The following is a 17856-nucleotide window of genomic DNA, read 5'->3' as shown; positions in this document are numbered from 1 at the left end:
CTTAGCGCGTCTGGTTGAGGAGTTGACAGAGCTCGTCGAGTTGTTCGAGCGTCCGGTAGGTGATCTGCACCTGCCCGCCGTCGTGCCCCTTGTGGTCGATCACGACCGGCATGCGGAGCTGCGCCGAGAGATCCTGTTCGAGAACGCGGGTGTCGGCGTCCTTTTCTGGCCGCTCCTTTCGTGTGGTCGGCGCCGATTTCCTCGAGGGCTGCTTGGCGAGACGTTCCGTTTCGCGAACCGACAGCCCGCGGGTGATGACCTGACGGGCGAGCGCCACCGGGTCTTCGGTCGTCACGAGCGCGCGCGCATGGCCGGCGCTCAGTTGGCCCTCACGCAGCCAGGTCTGGACTTCGTCGGGCAGTGTGAGGAGGCGCAGGAGGTTGGCGATGTGGCTGCGGCTCTTCGACAGGCCCTCGGCGAGCTTTTCCTGCGTGTGGCCGAATCGATCCATGAGCTGCCGGTATCCCAGCGCCTCTTCCACCGGGTTGAGATCGGCGCGCTGGATGTTCTCGATGATCGCGACTTCGAGCATCTCGGCATCGCTGAAATCGCGTACGAGAACGGGTACGTTGTGGAGCTTCGCCATCTGGGCCGCTCGCCACCGCCGTTCGCCGGCGACTATCTCGTAACTCCCTGTTTTTCTTGGATTATTTCTAACGATTAAAGGTTGGATGATGCCGTGGCTCCGGATCGAGTCGGCCAATTCCTCCAACTGTTCGCGCGAGAAGTCTCGCCGCGGCTGATCCGGATTGGCCTCGAGCTTTTCGACCGGCACGTGCAGGTCCGGGCGGCGCGGCGCATCGACGTCGTCTTCGCGTTGATTGTGGAGATTCACATCCGCCATGAGCGCCGAGAGTCCCCGGCCCAAGCCGCGCCGCTCGTTCTTCTTGTCTACCATGGTCTGCCCCTCAGTCGTTTCGTTGTGCGAGCATTTCCTGCGCAAGCGCCCGGTACGCGAGGCTGCCCTTCGACATCGTATCATAGCTCAGGACCGGCACCGCATAGGACGGCGCCTCGGACAACCTGACATTTCTTGGAATGACGGTTTGGTAAACGATGCCGCCGAGATTGGTCCGCGCATCCGCCTCGACCTGGTGGGACAGGTTGTTGCGCGAGTCATACATCGTCAGCAAAACGCCCTCGATTCGCAGGTCGCGATTGGCTGCCTGGCGGACTTCGCGGATCGTCAGCATCAATTGCGACAGCCCTTCAAGCGCGTAAAACTCAGCCTGAAGCGGAACGAGCACCGAGTGCGCGGCGACCATCGCGTTGACCGTCAGCAGGCTGAGCGAGGGAGGGCAGTCGATCAGCACGTAGTCGAAGTCGAAGCTGTCGATGGCGGGCTGGCGCAGCGCATCGTAGAGAAGGAAGCTGCGCTTTTCGTTCGCGACAAGTTCGATATCCGCCGAGGACAGGTCGGTCGTGGCTGGGCAGATCCATAGGCCCTCGACCTGCGTCGGCCGAATGACGTCCATGAGATCGGCGTCCTCGATGAGTAGGTCGTAGGTTGTTTTCTCACGCTGCGCCGGTTCGAAGCCGAGGCCGGTGGATGCGTTGCCCTGCGGATCAATATCGACGAGAAGCACGCTCATCCCTTCCTCGGCGAGCGCAGCCGCAAGATTGATTGCGGTCGTCGTCTTGCCGACGCCGCCCTTCTGGTTGGCGATCGCGATTATTCTGGGGCCCGGCGGTCGGGTCGGGTCAGACACGTCGAATACCTCCGATGGACAGGATCACCGCGTCGGGATCGGTTTTGCTGGGCGTCTTGTGATGGGTAAACGACCATTTATCAAGCGCCCGCGCGAGCTCCGCGGAGTGGCCCGCACCCTTCGGGAACAGGGCGGTTCCGCCAGGCGCCAGATGCCGCTCGGCAAGCTCAAGCAGAACGGTCAGCGGCGCGAGCGCCCGCGCCGAGACGATATCGGCTCCGAGAGGCTCGACGGCCTCTGCGCGCTCGGCCAGCACGATCGCATTCAACTCCAGATTCCGGACCGCGGTGGCGAGAAACGCGGCTTTGCGCTGATCACTTTCTATGAGCACCGTACGCAGACCCTGCCGCTCATTGGCGGCCAGAATCGCAACGACAAGGCCCGGGAAGCCTCCGCCAGTGCCGAAGTCCGCCCAGAGGCGCGCGGAACCCGGCGCCGCGTCGAAAATCTGGATCGAATCGTGGAAGTGCCGTTGCCAGACATCATCGATCGTGGATCGAGCGACCAGGTTTATGGCGGGGTTCCACTTTCTCAGAAGAGCTTCGAAGGCTGAAAGGCGCTCGATTGTTTCACGTGAAACATCGCGCGCTGCAAAAGCGGGGCTGGTGGGCGTCATATGGCCGCGCGCACCCTTTCGGCACGCTTGAGCGCCGCGAGGATCAAGGTCAGCGCTGCCGGCGTCATTCCCTCGAGTCGCCCCGCCTGGGCAAGCGTCTGCGGGCGGACTTGGCGGAGCTTGCCCTTGAGTTCCGCCGATAGCCCGTTCAATGCCGCGAAATCGAAATCCGGAGGAATTTCTTGACGCTCGTCCCGTTGAATTGCCTGCACATCCGCCTTCTGGCGTTCAATATATGTCGCATAGAGCGCGTCGCGGGAAAGCTGTTCCTTGATCTCGGATTCGAGATTGGCCAGCTTCGGATCGGCGCGCTCGAGTTCAGCGAAGGTCACATCTGGGAACGACAAAAGTGCGAATCCTGAGCGTCGCTGCCCGTCTTGGCTGACGTTTAGGCCATGAATGGCTGCCTCGCGCGGCGTCAGTGTGAGTTCGTCCAGCGCCCTCCGGCCCGCGGCAAGCGCCTCAGCTTTGAGACGGAATGCGGCCGCGCGCGCCTCGCCAACACATCCGATGTCGAGACCCAGAGGTGTAAGACGCTGATCCGCATTGTCCGCACGGAGTGACAGCCGGAACTCTGCGCGCGATGTGAACATGCGATAGGGCTCGCTGACGCCTCGCGTGACGAGGTCGTCGATCATGACGCCGATGTAGCTGTTGGCGCGGCTGAAGATGGCTGGCTCGCCCGACCGCACGGCACGCGCCGCGTTCAGCCCCGCGACGAGGCCTTGTGCAGCAGCTTCCTCATATCCTGTGGTACCGTTGATCTGCCCCGCAAGATATAGGCCACAAACACCCTTGACGGCCAGTGTCGGAAGGAGCGCACGCGGATCGACGTAGTCATATTCGATCGCGTAGCCTGGCTGGAGGATGCTTACCTTCTCGAGGCCTGCGATAGAGCGGACGTAGTCCTCCTGCACTTCCATCGGCAGGGATGTCGAGATCCCGTTCGGGTACACGGTATCGTCATCGAGCCCCTCAGGTTCGAGGAATACTTGGTGCGCATCCTTGTCGGCAAACCGTACGACCTTGTCCTCGATCGACGGGCAATAGCGCGGCCCGACGCCATCGATGTGCCCACCATACATCGCGGAACGGGCCAGATTGGCGCGAACCACCTCGTGCGTGCGTTCATTCGTGTAGGTGATGCCGCAGCTGATCTGGCGCGCGAAGGGCCGGTCGTTCAGAAACGAAAACATTGCCGGGCAATCATCGCCTGTCTGTTTCGCGAGACCGTCCCAGTCGATCGTGCGCCCGTCCAGCCTTGGCGGTGTGCCCGTCTTCAGGCGCCCCAACGGCAGGCCGAGCGCCTCGACGCGCTGCGCGAGCGCGATCGATGGCTTGTCTCCCATGCGCCCGCCCGACCAACGCTGGTCGCCTATGTGAATCACGCCGCGCAGGAACGTTCCGGACGTCAGGACAACGGCACCGGCGAAAATCTCGGCGCCGCCATTCAACACGACACCAGTAACTCGATCTGCCTCCATGCGCAGATCGGTCACTTCGCCTTCCACAATCGAAAGGCCCGGCATACGCTCGGTTTCCGCAAGCATGGCCGTGCGATATAGCTTTCGGTCGGCCTGCGCTCGGGGGCCCTGCACTGCGGGCCCTTTCCGGCGATTGAGCAGCCGGAACTGGATGCCAGCGCGGTCGGCGACGCGGCCCATGACGCCATCCAAGGCATCGATCTCTCGCACCAGATGACCCTTACCCAGACCGCCGATCGCAGGGTTGCAGGACATCACTCCGATTGCATCGCGCCTGAGCGTCACAAGAGCAACGGACACGCCTATGCGGGCGGCCGCATGGGCCGCCTCGGTTCCGGCATGTCCGCCTCCGATTACCACGACATCGAAATGTTTCACGTGAAACACTCCTCACTTACCGATGCAGAAACTCGAGAAGATCTCATCCAACAAATGCTCCACATCGACACGGCCGACAAGCGAATCAAGGGCGCGCGTCGCCGCCCTGACGTTCTCAGCGGCAAATTCAATCCGGTCGGGTCCTTTGCTTATCTCAAGTCGCGCTGATTCCATAGCCTTCAGCGCATTTTCAATCGCGGATTTGTGGCGTACGCGTGTGATTACGCCAGCCGAAGCCACACGTGCGGACAGACGCTCGCCGATCAACGCGATCAATTCGCCGAGACCCGCGCCGGTCTTGCCGGACACCCCGAGCATATCCACGCTCTCCGCCAAGAGATCCGCCTTGGCGCGAACGATGATGTCGCTCGCACCAGGCTCCAGCATGCCGGTCCCGGAGGCTTCGACCAGGAACACGCGTAAATCGGCTTGCCGGGCACGCTCGAGCGCCCGCCGTACGCCAATCCCCTCGACCAGGTCTTCCGTCTGGCGCAGACCCGCAGTGTCGAGGAACGTCACGGCCAGGCCGGACAAATCCATCCGCACTTCGATGACATCGCGAGTTGTTCCCGCGACCTCGGAGGTGATCGCTGCTTCGCGACCGGCGAGCGCATTTAGCAACGTTGACTTCCCTGCGTTAGGCTGCCCGACAATCGCGACTTCGAACCCTTCCCGGATGCGTTCCGCCGCACCGAAGCCGGCGATCTCGCGCCGCAACTTGGCCTCGACACCTGTCAGCAAGGCCACCACTTCTGGCCCGACATCTTCCGGCACGTCCTCGTCTGCGAAGTCGATCGTCGCCTCAAGCAGTGCGGCTGCGCGGATCAAGTCACGGCGCCAGCCCTCCGCCCGTTCGCCAACCTGACCCGACAGGACGCGCATGGCCTGCCTGCGCTGAGCTTCGGTCTCCGATTCGATAAGGTCTGCTAGTCCCTCGACCTGCGCGAGGTCCAGCCTGCCGTTCTCTAGCGCGCGCCGGGTGAATTCCCCGGGCTCCGCCAGTCGTAGCCCCGCCATGCCAGCCAGCGCGCCCAGTACGGCGCTGACCGTCGCGGTCGCCCCGTGAAGCTGAAGCTCTGCGCTTTCTTCGCCGGTGAAGCTCGCACCCTTTGCGAAGGTCACGACGATCGCATCATCGAGCACGTCGGCGCCCAACCGCAGCCGGCGCAAGGCTGCGAACCGCGGCTTCGGTACATCGCCAGCCAGCAATGCAACGGCGCCCCATGCGCCAGGACCCGAGATCCGGATCACCGCGACGCCGGATTTCCCCCGCGCGGACGCTAGGGCATAGATCGTGTCCATCCTGTTAACCTATTGTTTTTAAACAACAAGTCAGGCGTTCATGGAATCGAAGAACTCGCCGTTTGTCTTGGTCTGCTTGAGCTTTGAGATCAGGAACTCGATCGCATCCGTCGTGCCCATCGGGTTGAGGATTCGACGCAGAACGTAGGTCTTCTGCAGGTCATTCTTGTCAACAAGCAGGTCCTCCTTGCGGGTACCCGACTTGAGAATGTCCATCGCCGGGAAAACGCGCTTGTCCGCCACCTTCCGGTCGAGCACGATTTCCGAGTTGCCGGTGCCTTTGAACTCTTCGAAAATCACTTCGTCCATCCGGCTGCCGGTGTCGATGAGCGCCGTCGCGATGATGGTGAGCGATCCGCCCTCCTCGATATTGCGCGCCGCGCCGAAGAACCGCTTGGGCCGTTGGAGCGCATTCGCATCGACACCGCCGGTCAGTACCTTGCCCGACGACGGCACGACGGTGTTGAACGCCCGTCCGAGCCGCGTGATCGAATCCAAGAGGATCACGACGTCCCGCTTGTGCTCCACCAGCCGCTTGGCCTTCTCTATCACCATTTCCGACACCGCCACGTGCCGTGAGGCCGGCTCGTCGAAGGTCGAGGAAATCACTTCGCCCTTCACCGAGCGCTGCATGTCGGTCACTTCCTCCGGCCGCTCGTCGATCAGCAGGACGATCAGGTAGCATTCCGGATGGTTCGACGCGATTGAATGGGCGATGTTCTGCAGAAGCACCGTCTTGCCGGTTCTCGGGGGCGCCACGATCAGGCCGCGCTGACCCTTCCCGATCGGCGCCACCAGATCGATGATCCGCGCGGAACGGTCCTTGATCGTCGGATCTTCGATTTCCATCTTCAGCCGCTCGTCGGGATAGAGCGGGGTCAGGTTGTCGAAGGCAACCTTGTGCCGCGCCTTCTCGGGTTCCTCGAAATTGATCGAGGTTACCTTGATAAGCGCGAAGTAGCGCTCGTTGTCGCCGGGCGCGCGGATCACGCCCTCGACGGTGTCCCCGGTCCTGAGCGAATATTGCCGGATCATGTCCGGGCTTACATAAATGTCGTCCGGCCCGGGCAGGTAGTTGGCCTCGGGCGAGCGCAGGAAACCGAACCCATCCTGCAAAACTTCGAGCACACCGTCGCCGCCAATCTCCCAGCCTTCCTCCGCATGCTCCTTCAGGATCGAGAACATCATCTCGCCCTTGCGCATCGTGGAGGCGTTTTCGATCTCGAGTTCTTCGGCCATCGACAGCAGATCGGCCGGGCTCTTCGCCTTAAGATCCGAAAGGTTCAAGCGCTCTTGCGTCATGGAATGTCCGTTCGTGGCAGGCACGTCCGCTGAACGCGGCGGCGATTACTATCTGGGAGATACCCCATCCGGACGGCGGGGATTGGCGGACCCATAGCCGTAAGGAGCCCGGGAGTCAATCATCGCTCAGAAACGCAGGATCACCGAAGAAACGATCACGACCAGAAGAACCGTTGGAACCTCATTCATGATCCTGTAGGTCCGTCCGCTCGTCGCGTTCCGCCCGGCCGCGAAGTCTTTGCGCCTGTAGCCGAGCCAGTGGTGGAACCACGTCATTCCGATCACTGCTGCCGCCTTGGTCCACGGCCAAAGCTCACCCCAATCAACAATACCAGGCGTAAAGACAAGACAGAGTCCGAATATCCAAGCGGCTATCATGGCAGGGTTCATGATGACCCTAAGAAGCTTGCGCTCCATCTCCTGAAAAAGCCGGTCCGCTTCGCTGTCCGTCTCGACGCGCTCGACGTGATAGACGAACAGTCGCGGGAGGTAGAAGAGCCCCGCCATCCACGCAACGATCGAGATCACGTGAAGCGTCTTGGTCCAGGGATAGATCGTCGCTAGGAAATCCGTCACGTTCTGTCATCCACTCTGCGCAGGGGTCAGGCCCTACCTAAAACAAGAAAGAAAAAAGAAAAGAGTTGATGATGTTGTTTGGCCTGTGGATAGCGGGGATATCTGCGTTTCACGCTGAAGTACCGACATCTTGGCTACTCTGTGGATCATTCTCGGATTACCTGCAAGAATGAGAGTGACTAAGCATATAATTATTTATTTTCAATATCCTATATGGAAACTGAATAAATGTTGCCTGTGGACGCATCACACGAGTCTCGCCGCCCTGGCGCGATCATCCACAGCGTGAGCGATTGACTCCGCACAGGTGGAATATCGGTCGCGCCGCTTGACAGACTGCGCCGGTTTCGCACAGCTGTCGCGCGTCGAGCCTACTTGCCCCATATGGTCCGGTACTTCCCGGGACCTTGTCCACAAGATTGACCACAATGACCGAAAACATCGCTCCAAGGATCGTGCTCGCCTCTGGCTCGGAAGTCCGCGCCGCGATGCTTCGCAACGCCGGTCTCGAACCTGATCTGAGACCTGCCCGGATCGATGAGGAGACGATACGCCACGCGTTGGTCTCGGAGGGTGCCGGCGCGCACGACATTGCCGATGCGCTCGCCGAAGCCAAGGCGATCAAGGTTTCGCAGAAAGAGCCATCGACCCTCGTGATCGGCGCCGATCAGATTCTGGACTGCGACGGCGCGATTTTCACCAAGCCCGCAGATCCCGAAGATGCACGCACCCAGCTCGCCGCCCTGCGCGGCCGGACCCACCGCTTGCTCTCTGCAGCCGTTGTCGCGATAGATGGACGACCGCTCTGGCGCCACGTCGGACAGGCCCAGCTGACCATGCGCGCTCTGTCCGATGAATACATTTCCGACTACGTCGCGCGGAACTGGAAAAGCATCCGCCACACCGTTGGCTGTTATCAGCTGGAAGCGGAAGGGGTGCGACTTTTTTCCCGCATCGATGGCGACTATTTCACAGTGCTAGGTTTGCCCCTCATCGAACTCTTGACCTGGCTCGCCATCCGAGGCGACATCGCGACATGATCGAACACCCGCGCATTCCCCTGGCTGGCGTCATCGGATCGCCGATCGCGCATTCGCGCTCCCCGCGCTTACACATGCATTGGTTGCGCCGGTACGGAATTCCCGGCCACTATGTTCCGATGGATGTCGCGCAGAACCACCTGCGAGAAGTGCTCTCGGCGCTTCCGAAGGCCGGCTTTGTCGGCGTCAACGTCACGATTCCGCACAAAGAAACGGTGCTTTCGCTGGCCGATGTCGTCACCGACCGAGCGGCACTGATCGGAGCAGCGAATACGCTGATCTTCCGGAAGGACGGGCGCATCCATGCCGACAACACGGATGGCTACGGCTTCATCGCAAGTCTTCGGCAGAACGCGGCCGATTGGAACCCGACGCGAGGTCCCGCCGCGGTGATCGGCGCAGGCGGTGCGGCGCGTGCTGTTATTGCCTCGCTAATAGAAGTCGGGACGCCCGAGATCCGGCTCGTCAACCGGACACGCGCACGGGCCGAAGCGCTTCGGCAGGAGTTCGGGGCGAAGGTTATCGTGCATGATTGGGTGCAGGCCGGCAACATGCTTGAAGGGGCGACCACCGTGGTCAACGCCTCCTCGCTCGGCATGGAAGGCAAGCCGGAATTCAGGATTCCACTCGACGCACTATCGAAGACCGCAGTTGTGACCGATCTCGTCTATACCCCGCTTCGAACGCGGCTTCTCGAGGAAGCGTCGGAAATCGGCTGCATGACGGTTGACGGTCTTGGAATGCTGATCCACCAGGCAGCGCCGGCGTTTGAGCGTTGGTTCGGGTCGCGCCCGGAAGTGGACCAGGCGACACGCGACGTCGTCATGGGGCCATGAGGCGGCCATTTCTGCTGGGTCTGACTGGGTCCATCGGCATGGGAAAATCGACGACGGCGTCCATGTTCGCCGCCGAAGGAGTGCCGGTCTGGGACGCAGATGCAGCGGTGCATCGCCTGTATTCGGAGGGCGGCGCTGCCGTCGGCCCGATTGCGGCGCTTTGCCCGCGCGCGGTCGTGGAGGGCGCAGTCGACCGTGCGCGGCTGAAAGAGTGGATCGCTGCCGATCCGAACGCACTCGTACGGATCGAAGCTGCTGTGCACCCCCTTGTCGCCGCTGACCGCGCGCAGTTCATAGATGCCGCCGCGAAACGCGGCGCGCCTCTCGTCGTACTCGATATCCCGCTCCTGTTCGAGACGGGCGCCGATCGCCACATGGATGCGACGCTCGTTGTGACCGCGCCGGCGGATGTGCAGCGCGAGCGAGTCCTCGCTCGGCCGGGCATGACGAAAGCGCAATTCCAAGCAATCCTGTCCCGGCAGATGCCGGATTCGGAAAAGAGGGCTCGCGCGGATCATGTCATCGAAACGCTTGCATTTGAGCCGGCGCGGAGTGCCGTGCGAAAATTGATTTCAAAGATCGGAGCGGCCCATGCGTGAAATCGTGCTCGACACCGAAACCACTGGCTTTGAGCCCGCCGAAGGCCACCGGATCGTGGAGATCGGTGCCATAGAACTTGTCAATCACCTGCCGACCGGGCGGGTCTATCATCAGTACATTAACCCTGAACGCGCAATGCCGGCAGAGGCGTTCGACGTGCACGGTCTGGGTGACGATTTCTTGCGAGACAAGCCACGCTTCGGCGAGATTGCCGTGGCGTTCCTTGAATTCCTGGGCGACGATTTCCGGCTGGTGATCCACAACGCCGCGTTCGACATGAAGTTTCTCAACGCCGAACTTGGATGGGCTGGCAGGTCACTACTTCCGATGGACCGGGCGGTTGACACCGTCGCCATCGCGCGCCGTCGTTTCCCCGGGTCGCCCGCCTCGCTCGATGCGCTGTGCCGGCGCTTTGCCATCGACAATTCGGCACGCGAGAAGCACGGCGCTCTTCTCGACAGTGAGCTTTTGGCAGAGGTTTATCTGGAACTCATCGGCGGCCGGCAACCGGACTTCGCGCTGTCACACGCGCCGGAAGGACAAAGCGGCGACGGCATTTCGTCGTGGCGTCCCGAACCGCGTCCCCAACCATTGCCTCGGCGAATTACTTCCGGAGAGGCGGCGGCGCATCGCGCCTTTTTGGAGGGCTTGGGGGACTCCGCGATCTGGCGGCGCTTCGACTGAGATCTCAACCGCATCCGAACACTGCGAGTCCATGCGTCTGTCAGACGCCCGTCGCGCGCAGGACGACTCCGACTGTGCGACCAAGAATGCGCAGATCCTCCCGGGCACTGACGCGCTCCGCATAGGCATCGTCGTATTCAACCCGCTCGGCAAATGAACAGCGATTTCTTCTGCTTACCTGCCACAGGCCGGTGATGCCCGGACGCAGCTGGTAGTACCGCGCGCTGCGGTGCCCCATGCGGTACAGGCCCTGCTGTTCAGGCATGAACGGACGCGGACCCACGATGCTCATATGACCGCGCAGAACGTTCCAAAGCTGCGGAAGCTCATCGAGGCTCGTCCGCCGGAGGATCGCCCCGATGCGGGTGACGCGCGGGTCACGCGCGAGTTTCTGCGTCTGAAGCCATTCCTCCGCAAGCTTCGGGTCCGAGCGCAGGATCTGCGGCAAAGTCGCGTCGGCGTCGCACACCATCGTCCGGATCTTCCAGCACTGGAAGATACGGCCGTCGCGACCGATCCGCTTCTGGGCGTAGAGCGGCTGACCACCGGTCAGCCAGACCGCCGCGATCATCACGGCGAGCAATCCGATCGCTGCGGGAGCGACAAAGATGAGCACCAAGATATCGAAGGCTCGTTTCCCGTGTGTCTCGTAGAAGCTGCGTGGTTCTTCGACGGCCACGAAGTCACGAAACTCAAACATGGGGGCGGCCATTCTTCGTACTCCCGATACTTTCTTCACGACCCCGCCCCGATACCTGCACAGCGCTAAACTTCAGGTTGAAGCGTTACGGATTCGTTAAGGCTAACGATGTGTAAAGTTGGTCTACATACGAATTGCGGCGGGAAGCGGCCGGAATTGCGCAGCCTCTGCGCGTGTTTTTGCTTTCGACAACCGCTTATAGGCGCGAATGTGGCGAAGGGCGTGGGATCGGCAAAACTCTGCCAAATTTGCCGGGGCTGCGCCGTATGGCCGCGTGATGATGAACGAATCAGTTCCGCATTGCGGCTCCGGCAACGCCGCGGTCGACGATGGACAAGCCAGGTTGTTGCGTGACATCCATTTGCGCTATCGAATGCGACAACCGCAGAGGGAAGGCAGATTGGAGTGACCGACGCGACCACACCCTATTTCGTCGATCTCGGCCGATCGGTCTGGCATGCAATCCATGACCGGAACCTCGGGCTGATCGCGGCCGGCGTGGCGTTCTATATGATGTTCGCGATCTTTCCCGGGATGGCTGCGACTATCGCGATCTGGGGGGTCTTCGCCGACCCGGGCGCGATGCGCGACTATCTCGAACAAATCCGTGGCCTGATCCCGGACGCGGCGTTTGACGTGATCGAAACCCAACTGAATGCGCTTCTTCTCGCCAACACTCAAACGCTTGGCTGGACAACGGCCGTGTCGCTCGCGATCGCGCTTTATTCGGTGCATTCAGGCGTTTCGGCGCTAATCACCGGGTTGAACGCGATCCATGTGCGGGGTCATCGCCCCGGTCTTCTACGGATCGCTATTTCCGTCGTCATCACGGTCGCACTGATTGCGGTCTTTCTGTGCGCGCTCGCAACCGTTGTCCTGGTGCCCATTGCGCTTAACTTTGTCGGTCTCGGCCTCGTTGAAGCGCTCGTTTTGCGGTTCCTGCCGTGGTTCGTTCTGTTCGTCGTGGTGTTTCTGGTGCTAGGCCTCTTCTATCGCTGGGGCCCTAACATGGAGGGGCAGAGGCATTCGTGGGTGACGCCCGGTGCTGTTCTTGCGGCGCTTCTGTGGGCGGGCGCATCGATGGCCTTTTCGGCGTATCTGGCGAACTTCGGGAGCTACAACAAAATCTACGGATCGATCGGTGCGGTCATTGCCCTGATGATGTGGCTCTACATCTCGGCCTACATCGTTTTGCTCGGCGCGGCGCTGAATGCCGAGCGCGCACGGATCAGACGACGCTAGTAATCGCGTTCATAATAAATGCCGATCCCTGTCGCCCCGTCCGAACCAAGCGCTCCCTTGAGTGTCACGCCGGGGCGCACATCGAGGTTGAGGTTGATTTCGCTCTTGCCGTCGCTTCCGATCACGACGTCTGTGTAGACCTTCTCGGTCAGATACTTACCTGCCCGGACGGCCGCCGACCCGTCCTCACCCGTCGTAACGTCGAAATCATCGAGGCCGAAAGAGTTTCTGAGCTTCGACACGATCCCCTCGCCCCCCTTGCCCGCCAACGTCGCCACCGCGGAGGCAAGCTGCGCGGCCTGGAATGCCGAGAGGCTGCTTAGATCGCGGCCAAAGAGCAGGTGAGCGATGACTTCTTCTTCCGGCAGTTCGGGGGAGGAAAGGAAGCGAATCTCGGGTTCCGACGCCTCGCCCTCAATCACGATCTGCGCCGTGATGCCCGCGTTTTCCGTCGTCGCGACGAACCGGACATAGGGCGTGAGCGCGCCCTGAAGTTCGGCCCTGCCCTCGTCGATTGTGAACCGCTTGCCGAGGATGTCGAGTCGGCCGCGGACGAGGTTGAACTGGCCCGCGGGCACGATCGCCGCAGTCGTTCCCGTCAGGCGCAGCGCGCCGTCCATCTCTGCGTCGAGGCCTCGCCCGCGTACGAATATCCGCCCCGGAGCAGTCACGGATAGATCTATGTCGAATGGTACGCCACGGTCCCGCTTCTCCTGCGATGCGGCGTCAAAACCCGCCCGGCGAAGCGTGGTGCGTACATCGGCGGGCTCATTGACGTGGCGCAGCCCGTCGAGAACTGGGCGGCCACCGAAGCCTGAGGACGGTATGCGAATCTCCGTCCGGCCAAGCGTGACGGCACCGGAAATCAGCGCGCCGCCGCGAAGCGGGCCCCGCACTGAAACGGCGCCGTCAACGCTCGTCTCGTAGAGCTCGGGATCGCGCAACGTAACATCTGCAAGCTGCATGGACAGGTCGCCCACGAATGGCGCTGTCAGCGCGACGGGTCCCGACAAATCAATCCGCCCGCCTCCTCGCACGCTGGCGCCGCCCGACAGCATCGCGCGGCTTTCACCGAGATCGGCGGCGATATTCACGGCTTCAAGTTCGATCCCGAAGGTCGGCGCGACGACACGGGCGTCTGCAAGACGGATCTGACCGCTGAGCGCCGGAAGACCGATAGGCCCCTGCAGAGCGAGATCGAAGGAGACCGGGCCCGAGACGTTCCGAGGCCGGATGAAGGGATTGATTATGGCCGACTGCGCCCCCCCGGTGATCGACAGGTCGGCACTGCTGAAGTCGGGGCTCAGGCCTCCGACGATCGTCGCCGAAGTGGCGCCGGGGCCGGACGCGGCGATGTCCAGTTGATACCCCTCACCGGTTTCGGTGACACGCCCCTCGGCGCTGAGCGGCCCCGGGAAACCGGGCGCAAGAAGCGCCATGTCGTTCAGCCGCGCCGCGAGGTCGATGTATCTTGTGCTGTCCTCTATCTGCCCGGTCGCCGAGAGCGAAAGCTGCGGGTTCGTTAGGTCCAGCTTGCGCAACCGGACCTCTCCACCGCGATCCTCGACCTCGACTTCGAGTTTCGCAGGCCCCGAAAGCAGACGGTCGACCGTGGCGTCGCCGATACCGAGCCCTTGGGCCCCTGCGTCGAGTGTGACGACACGGAGTTCACCAGTCTCCGCCAGCCGTGCCTCAGCATTCATGGCGCCCTGATAATTCGGCCCGAGGACGGAGAGATCGGAGAACTCAAGGCGTGCTTCGATGTCGCTCGCACCGGTAGCCAATTTGCCACTGCCGGTGGCACGAAGCGTACGGGCGGCAATTGCGAAGTTCCGAATCGTGAGCCCCTCGGTGTCGCGGTTGACCGAGGCGTTGACGGAAGCGACGCCTTGCAGAAGGCGATCAAGTTCAGCCTGTCCAGCGGACAAATCGCGGCCCTCGATCCGCGCTTCGAGATCGAAAATCCCCGAAAGCAGTCCCGCCGCGCCCGAGAGCCGCATTTCGGCTGCGCCGCCCAACGGCCGCCCGGCGAGCGCCGAGAAACGGCCCAAGTCGGCAACCTCGGCTGCCACGCGTCCGCTGACGTTGACACCGTCTTCGGCGACAGCGATCCGGAAACCACCCTCGGCGCCGTAGCCTTGACCGGAAACCTCGAAAACCGATATGGAGAGCGGCTGCCCGTCCAGCCAGTGAAACACGGCGCGGCCGTTGAGGTCCGGTCCAACCGCGGTGGCGACCGCGTCGTCGGCAAGCTCCACGCCGGCTGCGGCAAAGCGCACGTGGCCGCCGACCCGCGCGGCATCGACCCCGGTCTGCCCCGGGCGCGATATCCGGCCCGAGCCCGCGAGCGAGATAGAGCCGAGGGACAGGCCCGTCTGTCGCAGGCCGTAAAGATCGCCTGCCAAGGTCCAGGCATCGCCGCGCGCCGCATTGTAGCGCAGGCTGAGGTCGGCGGCGCGAACATAGGTCTTATCTCCTGCAAGCGGCAGAAGAACATCATTCCCATCGCCAGAGCCAAGTCGCGCTGTCAAGGCCGCGGCGAGCGGTATGCCGTCGGGCGCGATGCTCAGTCGGCCAGATACATCCAAGCCCTCTGATTCAACCACAAGCCGAGTGAGGTCCGTTTGACCGGAGGCAAGGCGCAGCCCGTCGGCTTCGAGCCGCACGTCCGAGCCAAAGAACTCGCGATACTCGGGAAGTAGAAGCGGGGCGATATCGCCGCCGAGCTGGGCCTCGAAGCTACGCTCTTGGCCACCGCCCTCTGCGTCGGTCGTCAGCAATGTTACTTTGCCCGTCAGGCGTGGAGTACCGTCCGTGCTGAGCGAGATGTCGGTTGCGAAATTGTCGATCACCCCTGTGCCGTGGATGGCAAGCTCGATCGACGGCGCACCCGGCAGGCCGAGCATCGAAACGGCGATGCCGTTTTCGCCCTCCGCCACCAGCAAATCGAGCGTCGCTTCGCGCGTCGCATTGGCGTAGCTCCCCGCCAGCGAGATCGTTCCCTCCGGCCCGTCGATCCGCTGCACGTCAAGTTTCGCGGAACCCTCTCCCTCAGCAAGCTCCGCCTGGCCGATCAGCGAAATCTCGGCGGCGGTTCCGAATAGTGCTTCGCCCAACCGAACCCGATCTGCCCGAAGCTCGCCGATCGAGATGGACACCGGCAGGTCGGGCAGAGCAAATCCGGACGCTTCGGCGGAGGGACCCTCGGCGACCGGGCGACGCGGCAGGTCGATCTCCGCGGCCGACATTTCGCTGATCTCCACCCGGCCCGACAGCAACGCGCCACGATTCCAACTGATGGCGCCGTCGCGGATCCTCAGCCAGACGCCCTCGTCGTCGGCGATCGACATCTCGTCGAACGTTGCGCGTGACGACAGTGCGCCGGCAAACCCGTCGATGCGGATGGTACGACCCGCACCGGACAGATTGTCCTCGAGAAATGCGGTCAGAAAATCGCGGTCGCGTTCCGAGGTGTCTTGAGCAGCGCCAGCCATCGGCAAGAGGCAAAGGCATAGGGCGAAAAGGTAGCGAGACATCAGAAGGCCTGTCCGATCCCGACGTAGATCTGTACGCCGTCGTCGGTCGTGCCTGATACCGGCAGGCCTACATCCAGCCGGATCGGGCCGAATCCGGTATCATAGCGCAGCCCGAGGCCTGCGCCGGCATGCCAGTCGCTATTGCCGCCAAAGATCGCGTCATCGCTCACGAAGCCTGCATCGTAGAACGCGACCGCGCCGATCTTTTCGGTGATGCCGGCGCGCAATTCGCCCGACATCCCGGCAAAGCTGAGGCCGCCGGTCTGGACCGTCACACCGCTTGGGCGGACGAGCGGCACAGTCAGAGACTGGTACGGCTGGCCCCTCACCGTCCCGCCGCCGCCCGAGAAGAAAAGGAAGTCGGGCGAGGTCGCGGCAAGTGACGTCCCCACGACCGTACCCAGCTGGACGCGCCCGGCCAGCGTAAGGCGGTCTTCGGCCCCGAAGCTTCGATAGGCGCGTGCGTCGGCTTTGAACTGAGCGCCGGAGTCGGTCATGTTGAACCCGTAGAAGGGAGTTACGTCGGCCTGCAGATAGAAGCCTTTCCGGGCGTCGATAGGATTATCCCGCCGCTCCCAGGTCAGAGATACGGGAAGCGCGACCATGTCGAACTCGAAGCTCCCGGTCACGTCCTCGGCTCGGGTGTGAATGTAGGAAATGCCGGCCTCGGCCGACAGAGTGTCGCTGAGAACGCGGGTCAAGCCGAAACTCAGTTCGATCTTGTCGAGCGTAATATCCGCAAGCTCCTCTCTGCCGACCCTGGCCTCGACGAAGGCAGAGGCGTCCGTGACTGGTGTCGCGGGCCGTTCGATCCGCGCACCAAGTTCATAGCCGAGCGTGTCGCCCTGCCCGCCGATCCGGTCGATCGCACCGTCGACGCGCAGGCGCTCCGCGCCGCCGAAGAGGTTTCGGTGCAACCAGTAGCCGGACAGGTTAAGTCCCTCTGTCGACGACAGCTCGGCTCCGACGCCGAAGCGGCGCAGGGCCTCCTCCGCGACAACCAGATCAACGTCGAGTGTATCCCCGAAGCCGAGGGTTTCGGCCTCCTGCAAGGCGACGGACCGGAAAGCGCCGGTGCGCCGGAGCCGGTTGGCGACGGTATCGAGCTCTTCCGGGTCGAAGGTTTCACCAGTGGGAAAACCGGCAATCCTGGCGATGCGTTCAGGCCGCATCCGCTCGGCACCCGAGATAGTCATCTGGCCGAACCGGACGCGCGGGCCGGGTTCCAGCAGGATCAGGGAGTCGATGGTATCCGCGCTATGGTCGGCCGTGATCGATTGGTCGGCCACGCGCGCCTTGGCGTGGCCGACATTGCGCCAACCGTCGACGCCGGCCTCGGCGGCATCCACGATGGCAGTCGAAAAAGCCGGCTTTGTGTCGCCATAGGCCGGCGGCAGTTGCGTCCCCGGCGCATAGGGCCTCATCCGGGCTGTCGCGAAGGTGAAACGCGGACCCGGTTCGATGGTTACGCGGATCTCGCGCATTGCGGCCGGCGCGTCGAGCGGCTCGATGGTCGCCGCTTCTCGGCCGTCGATCTCGATCCGGACGACGACTGAGTAGAAACCTTCCGCATAGGCCGCGCCGACAAGCCGCCCGTAATCGGCGCGCGCTGCGGCAAACAGCGTCTGCGGATCGGTCAGCCCGTCGTTCCAAGACTGAACGAGGAGTGAGGCCGCGCGGAACGACTCTGTCAGCTCGTCCTCTCCGCCGCGAACCACGAAGCTCATGTTGTCGAGGGCGCGGGCCGGCAGGACGAACAGCGAGGCGACAAGAAAAGCGGCCGCAGTGCAGTGACGCCACCAGATTGACTTGCCCAACCTCCGCAATCTTTCCCCCAGAACAGTCCGGAAC

15 protein-coding genes are annotated in these 17856 nt (G+C 62.7%); 5 read left to right on the top strand and 10 right to left on the bottom strand.

All coding sequences use genetic code 11. The features are described 5' to 3' along the window. Position 1: 1 nt before the first annotated feature. From DEA8626_RS12910 to hemJ, 7 genes are all read right to left on the bottom strand, one after another. Positions 2 to 898 (bottom strand): ParB/RepB/Spo0J family partition protein, encoded by an 897-nt coding sequence (locus tag DEA8626_RS12910; RefSeq protein ID WP_108853652.1) that lies wholly within the window; start codon positions 896 to 898, stop codon positions 2 to 4. A gap of 10 nt (positions 899 to 908) precedes the next feature. Continuing rightward, positions 909 to 1709: a ParA family protein gene (locus DEA8626_RS12905; RefSeq protein WP_108853651.1), complete on the bottom strand. Its 801-nt coding sequence runs from the start codon at positions 1707 to 1709 to the stop codon at positions 909 to 911. Beyond that, positions 1702 to 2325 carry a 16S rRNA (guanine(527)-N(7))-methyltransferase RsmG gene (rsmG, locus tag DEA8626_RS12900; protein ID WP_108853650.1) on the bottom strand — a complete coding sequence of 208 codons (624 nt, stop codon included), beginning with the start codon at positions 2323 to 2325 and terminating at the stop codon, positions 1702 to 1704. The genes DEA8626_RS12905 and rsmG overlap by 8 nt, the downstream gene beginning before the upstream one ends. Beyond that, positions 2322 to 4196 carry a tRNA uridine-5-carboxymethylaminomethyl(34) synthesis enzyme MnmG gene (gene mnmG / locus DEA8626_RS12895; protein WP_108853649.1) on the bottom strand — a complete coding sequence of 625 codons (1875 nt, stop codon included), beginning with the start codon at positions 4194 to 4196 and terminating at the stop codon, positions 2322 to 2324. The genes rsmG and mnmG overlap by 4 nt, the downstream gene beginning before the upstream one ends. A gap of 3 nt (positions 4197 to 4199) precedes the next feature. Further along, complete coding sequence (mnmE, locus tag DEA8626_RS12890; RefSeq protein ID WP_108853648.1) at positions 4200 to 5489, bottom strand: tRNA uridine-5-carboxymethylaminomethyl(34) synthesis GTPase MnmE; 1290 nt, start codon at positions 5487 to 5489, stop codon at positions 4200 to 4202. Positions 5490 to 5519: 30 nt separating this feature from the next. Further along, the gene (gene rho / locus DEA8626_RS12885) at positions 5520 to 6791 is read right to left on the bottom strand and encodes a transcription termination factor Rho (protein WP_108853647.1); all 1272 of its coding nucleotides are present in this window, start codon (positions 6789 to 6791) and stop codon (positions 5520 to 5522) included. Between the two features lie 126 nt (positions 6792 to 6917). Further along, positions 6918 to 7367, bottom strand: a complete 450-nt coding sequence (gene hemJ, locus DEA8626_RS12880) for a protoporphyrinogen oxidase HemJ (RefSeq protein WP_108853646.1) — start codon at positions 7365 to 7367, stop codon at positions 6918 to 6920. A 428-nt stretch (positions 7368 to 7795) separates the two neighbouring features. On the opposite strand from hemJ, the gene DEA8626_RS12875 reads away from it, so the two are divergent. The 4 genes from DEA8626_RS12875 to dnaQ are packed head-to-tail and all read left to right on the top strand — an operon-like array spanning position 7796 to position 10527. Continuing rightward, entirely contained in the window at positions 7796 to 8407 is a 612-nt protein-coding gene (locus DEA8626_RS12875; RefSeq protein WP_245890857.1) for a Maf family protein, read from the top strand. Further along, positions 8404 to 9243: a shikimate dehydrogenase gene (locus tag DEA8626_RS12870; RefSeq protein WP_108853645.1), complete on the top strand. Its 840-nt coding sequence runs from the start codon at positions 8404 to 8406 to the stop codon at positions 9241 to 9243. The genes DEA8626_RS12875 and DEA8626_RS12870 overlap by 4 nt, the downstream gene beginning before the upstream one ends. Continuing rightward, a complete protein-coding gene (gene coaE / locus DEA8626_RS12865) occupies positions 9240 to 9842 on the top strand; it encodes a dephospho-CoA kinase (protein ID WP_108853644.1) in 603 nt (200 codons plus the stop codon). The genes DEA8626_RS12870 and coaE overlap by 4 nt, the downstream gene beginning before the upstream one ends. Beyond that, complete coding sequence (dnaQ, locus tag DEA8626_RS12860; protein ID WP_108853643.1) at positions 9835 to 10527, top strand: DNA polymerase III subunit epsilon; 693 nt, start codon at positions 9835 to 9837, stop codon at positions 10525 to 10527. The genes coaE and dnaQ overlap by 8 nt, the downstream gene beginning before the upstream one ends. Before the next feature lie 40 nt (positions 10528 to 10567). On the opposite strand, the gene DEA8626_RS12855 is transcribed toward dnaQ, so the two are convergent. Next, a complete protein-coding gene (locus DEA8626_RS12855) occupies positions 10568 to 11239 on the bottom strand; it encodes a sugar transferase (protein ID WP_108853642.1) in 672 nt (223 codons plus the stop codon). Positions 11240 to 11632: 393 nt separating this feature from the next. On the opposite strand from DEA8626_RS12855, the gene DEA8626_RS12850 reads away from it, so the two are divergent. After that, entirely contained in the window at positions 11633 to 12469 is an 837-nt protein-coding gene (locus tag DEA8626_RS12850) for a YihY/virulence factor BrkB family protein (protein WP_181366445.1), read from the top strand. On the opposite strand, the gene DEA8626_RS12845 is transcribed toward DEA8626_RS12850, so the two are convergent. Together DEA8626_RS12845 and DEA8626_RS12840 are read right to left on the bottom strand one after the other, a co-directional pair. Continuing rightward, positions 12466 to 16005 (bottom strand): translocation/assembly module TamB domain-containing protein, encoded by a 3540-nt coding sequence (locus tag DEA8626_RS12845; RefSeq protein WP_108853640.1) that lies wholly within the window; start codon positions 16003 to 16005, stop codon positions 12466 to 12468. The genes DEA8626_RS12850 and DEA8626_RS12845 overlap by 4 nt on opposite strands. Further along, positions 16005 to 17822, bottom strand: a complete 1818-nt coding sequence (locus DEA8626_RS12840; protein ID WP_181366444.1) for an autotransporter assembly complex protein TamA — start codon at positions 17820 to 17822, stop codon at positions 16005 to 16007. The genes DEA8626_RS12845 and DEA8626_RS12840 overlap by 1 nt, the downstream gene beginning before the upstream one ends. Between the last annotated feature and the right edge of the window lie 34 nt (positions 17823 to 17856).

Source organism: Defluviimonas aquaemixtae, from assembly GCF_900302475.1.
Classification (GTDB): Bacteria; Pseudomonadota; Alphaproteobacteria; order Rhodobacterales; family Rhodobacteraceae; genus Albidovulum; species Albidovulum aquaemixtae.
The sequence above is the reverse complement of the archived record's forward strand: the minus strand, read 5'-3'. Positions and strand labels throughout refer to the sequence as shown.

Excerpts from the sequence above, each read along its gene's own strand:
- DEA8626_RS12910 (WP_108853652.1), bottom strand. The coding sequence starts at position 898 with ATGGTAGACAAGAAGAACGAGCGGCGCGGCTTGGGCCGGGGACTCTCG.
- rsmG (WP_108853650.1), bottom strand. The coding sequence starts at position 2,325 with ATGACGCCCACCAGCCCCGCTTTTGCAGCGCGCGATGTTTCACGTGAA.
- mnmE (WP_108853648.1), bottom strand. The coding sequence starts at position 5,489 with ATGGACACGATCTATGCCCTAGCGTCCGCGCGGGGGAAATCCGGCGTC.
- rho (WP_108853647.1), bottom strand. The coding sequence starts at position 6,791 with ATGACGCAAGAGCGCTTGAACCTTTCGGATCTTAAGGCGAAGAGCCCG.
- DEA8626_RS12875 (WP_245890857.1), top strand. The coding sequence starts at position 7,796 with ATGACCGAAAACATCGCTCCAAGGATCGTGCTCGCCTCTGGCTCGGAA.
- DEA8626_RS12870 (WP_108853645.1), top strand. The coding sequence starts at position 8,404 with ATGATCGAACACCCGCGCATTCCCCTGGCTGGCGTCATCGGATCGCCG.
- coaE (WP_108853644.1), top strand. The coding sequence starts at position 9,240 with ATGAGGCGGCCATTTCTGCTGGGTCTGACTGGGTCCATCGGCATGGGA.
- dnaQ (WP_108853643.1), top strand. The coding sequence starts at position 9,835 with ATGCGTGAAATCGTGCTCGACACCGAAACCACTGGCTTTGAGCCCGCC.
- DEA8626_RS12855 (WP_108853642.1), bottom strand. The coding sequence starts at position 11,239 with ATGGCCGCCCCCATGTTTGAGTTTCGTGACTTCGTGGCCGTCGAAGAA.
- DEA8626_RS12845 (WP_108853640.1), bottom strand. The coding sequence starts at position 16,005 with ATGTCTCGCTACCTTTTCGCCCTATGCCTTTGCCTCTTGCCGATGGCT.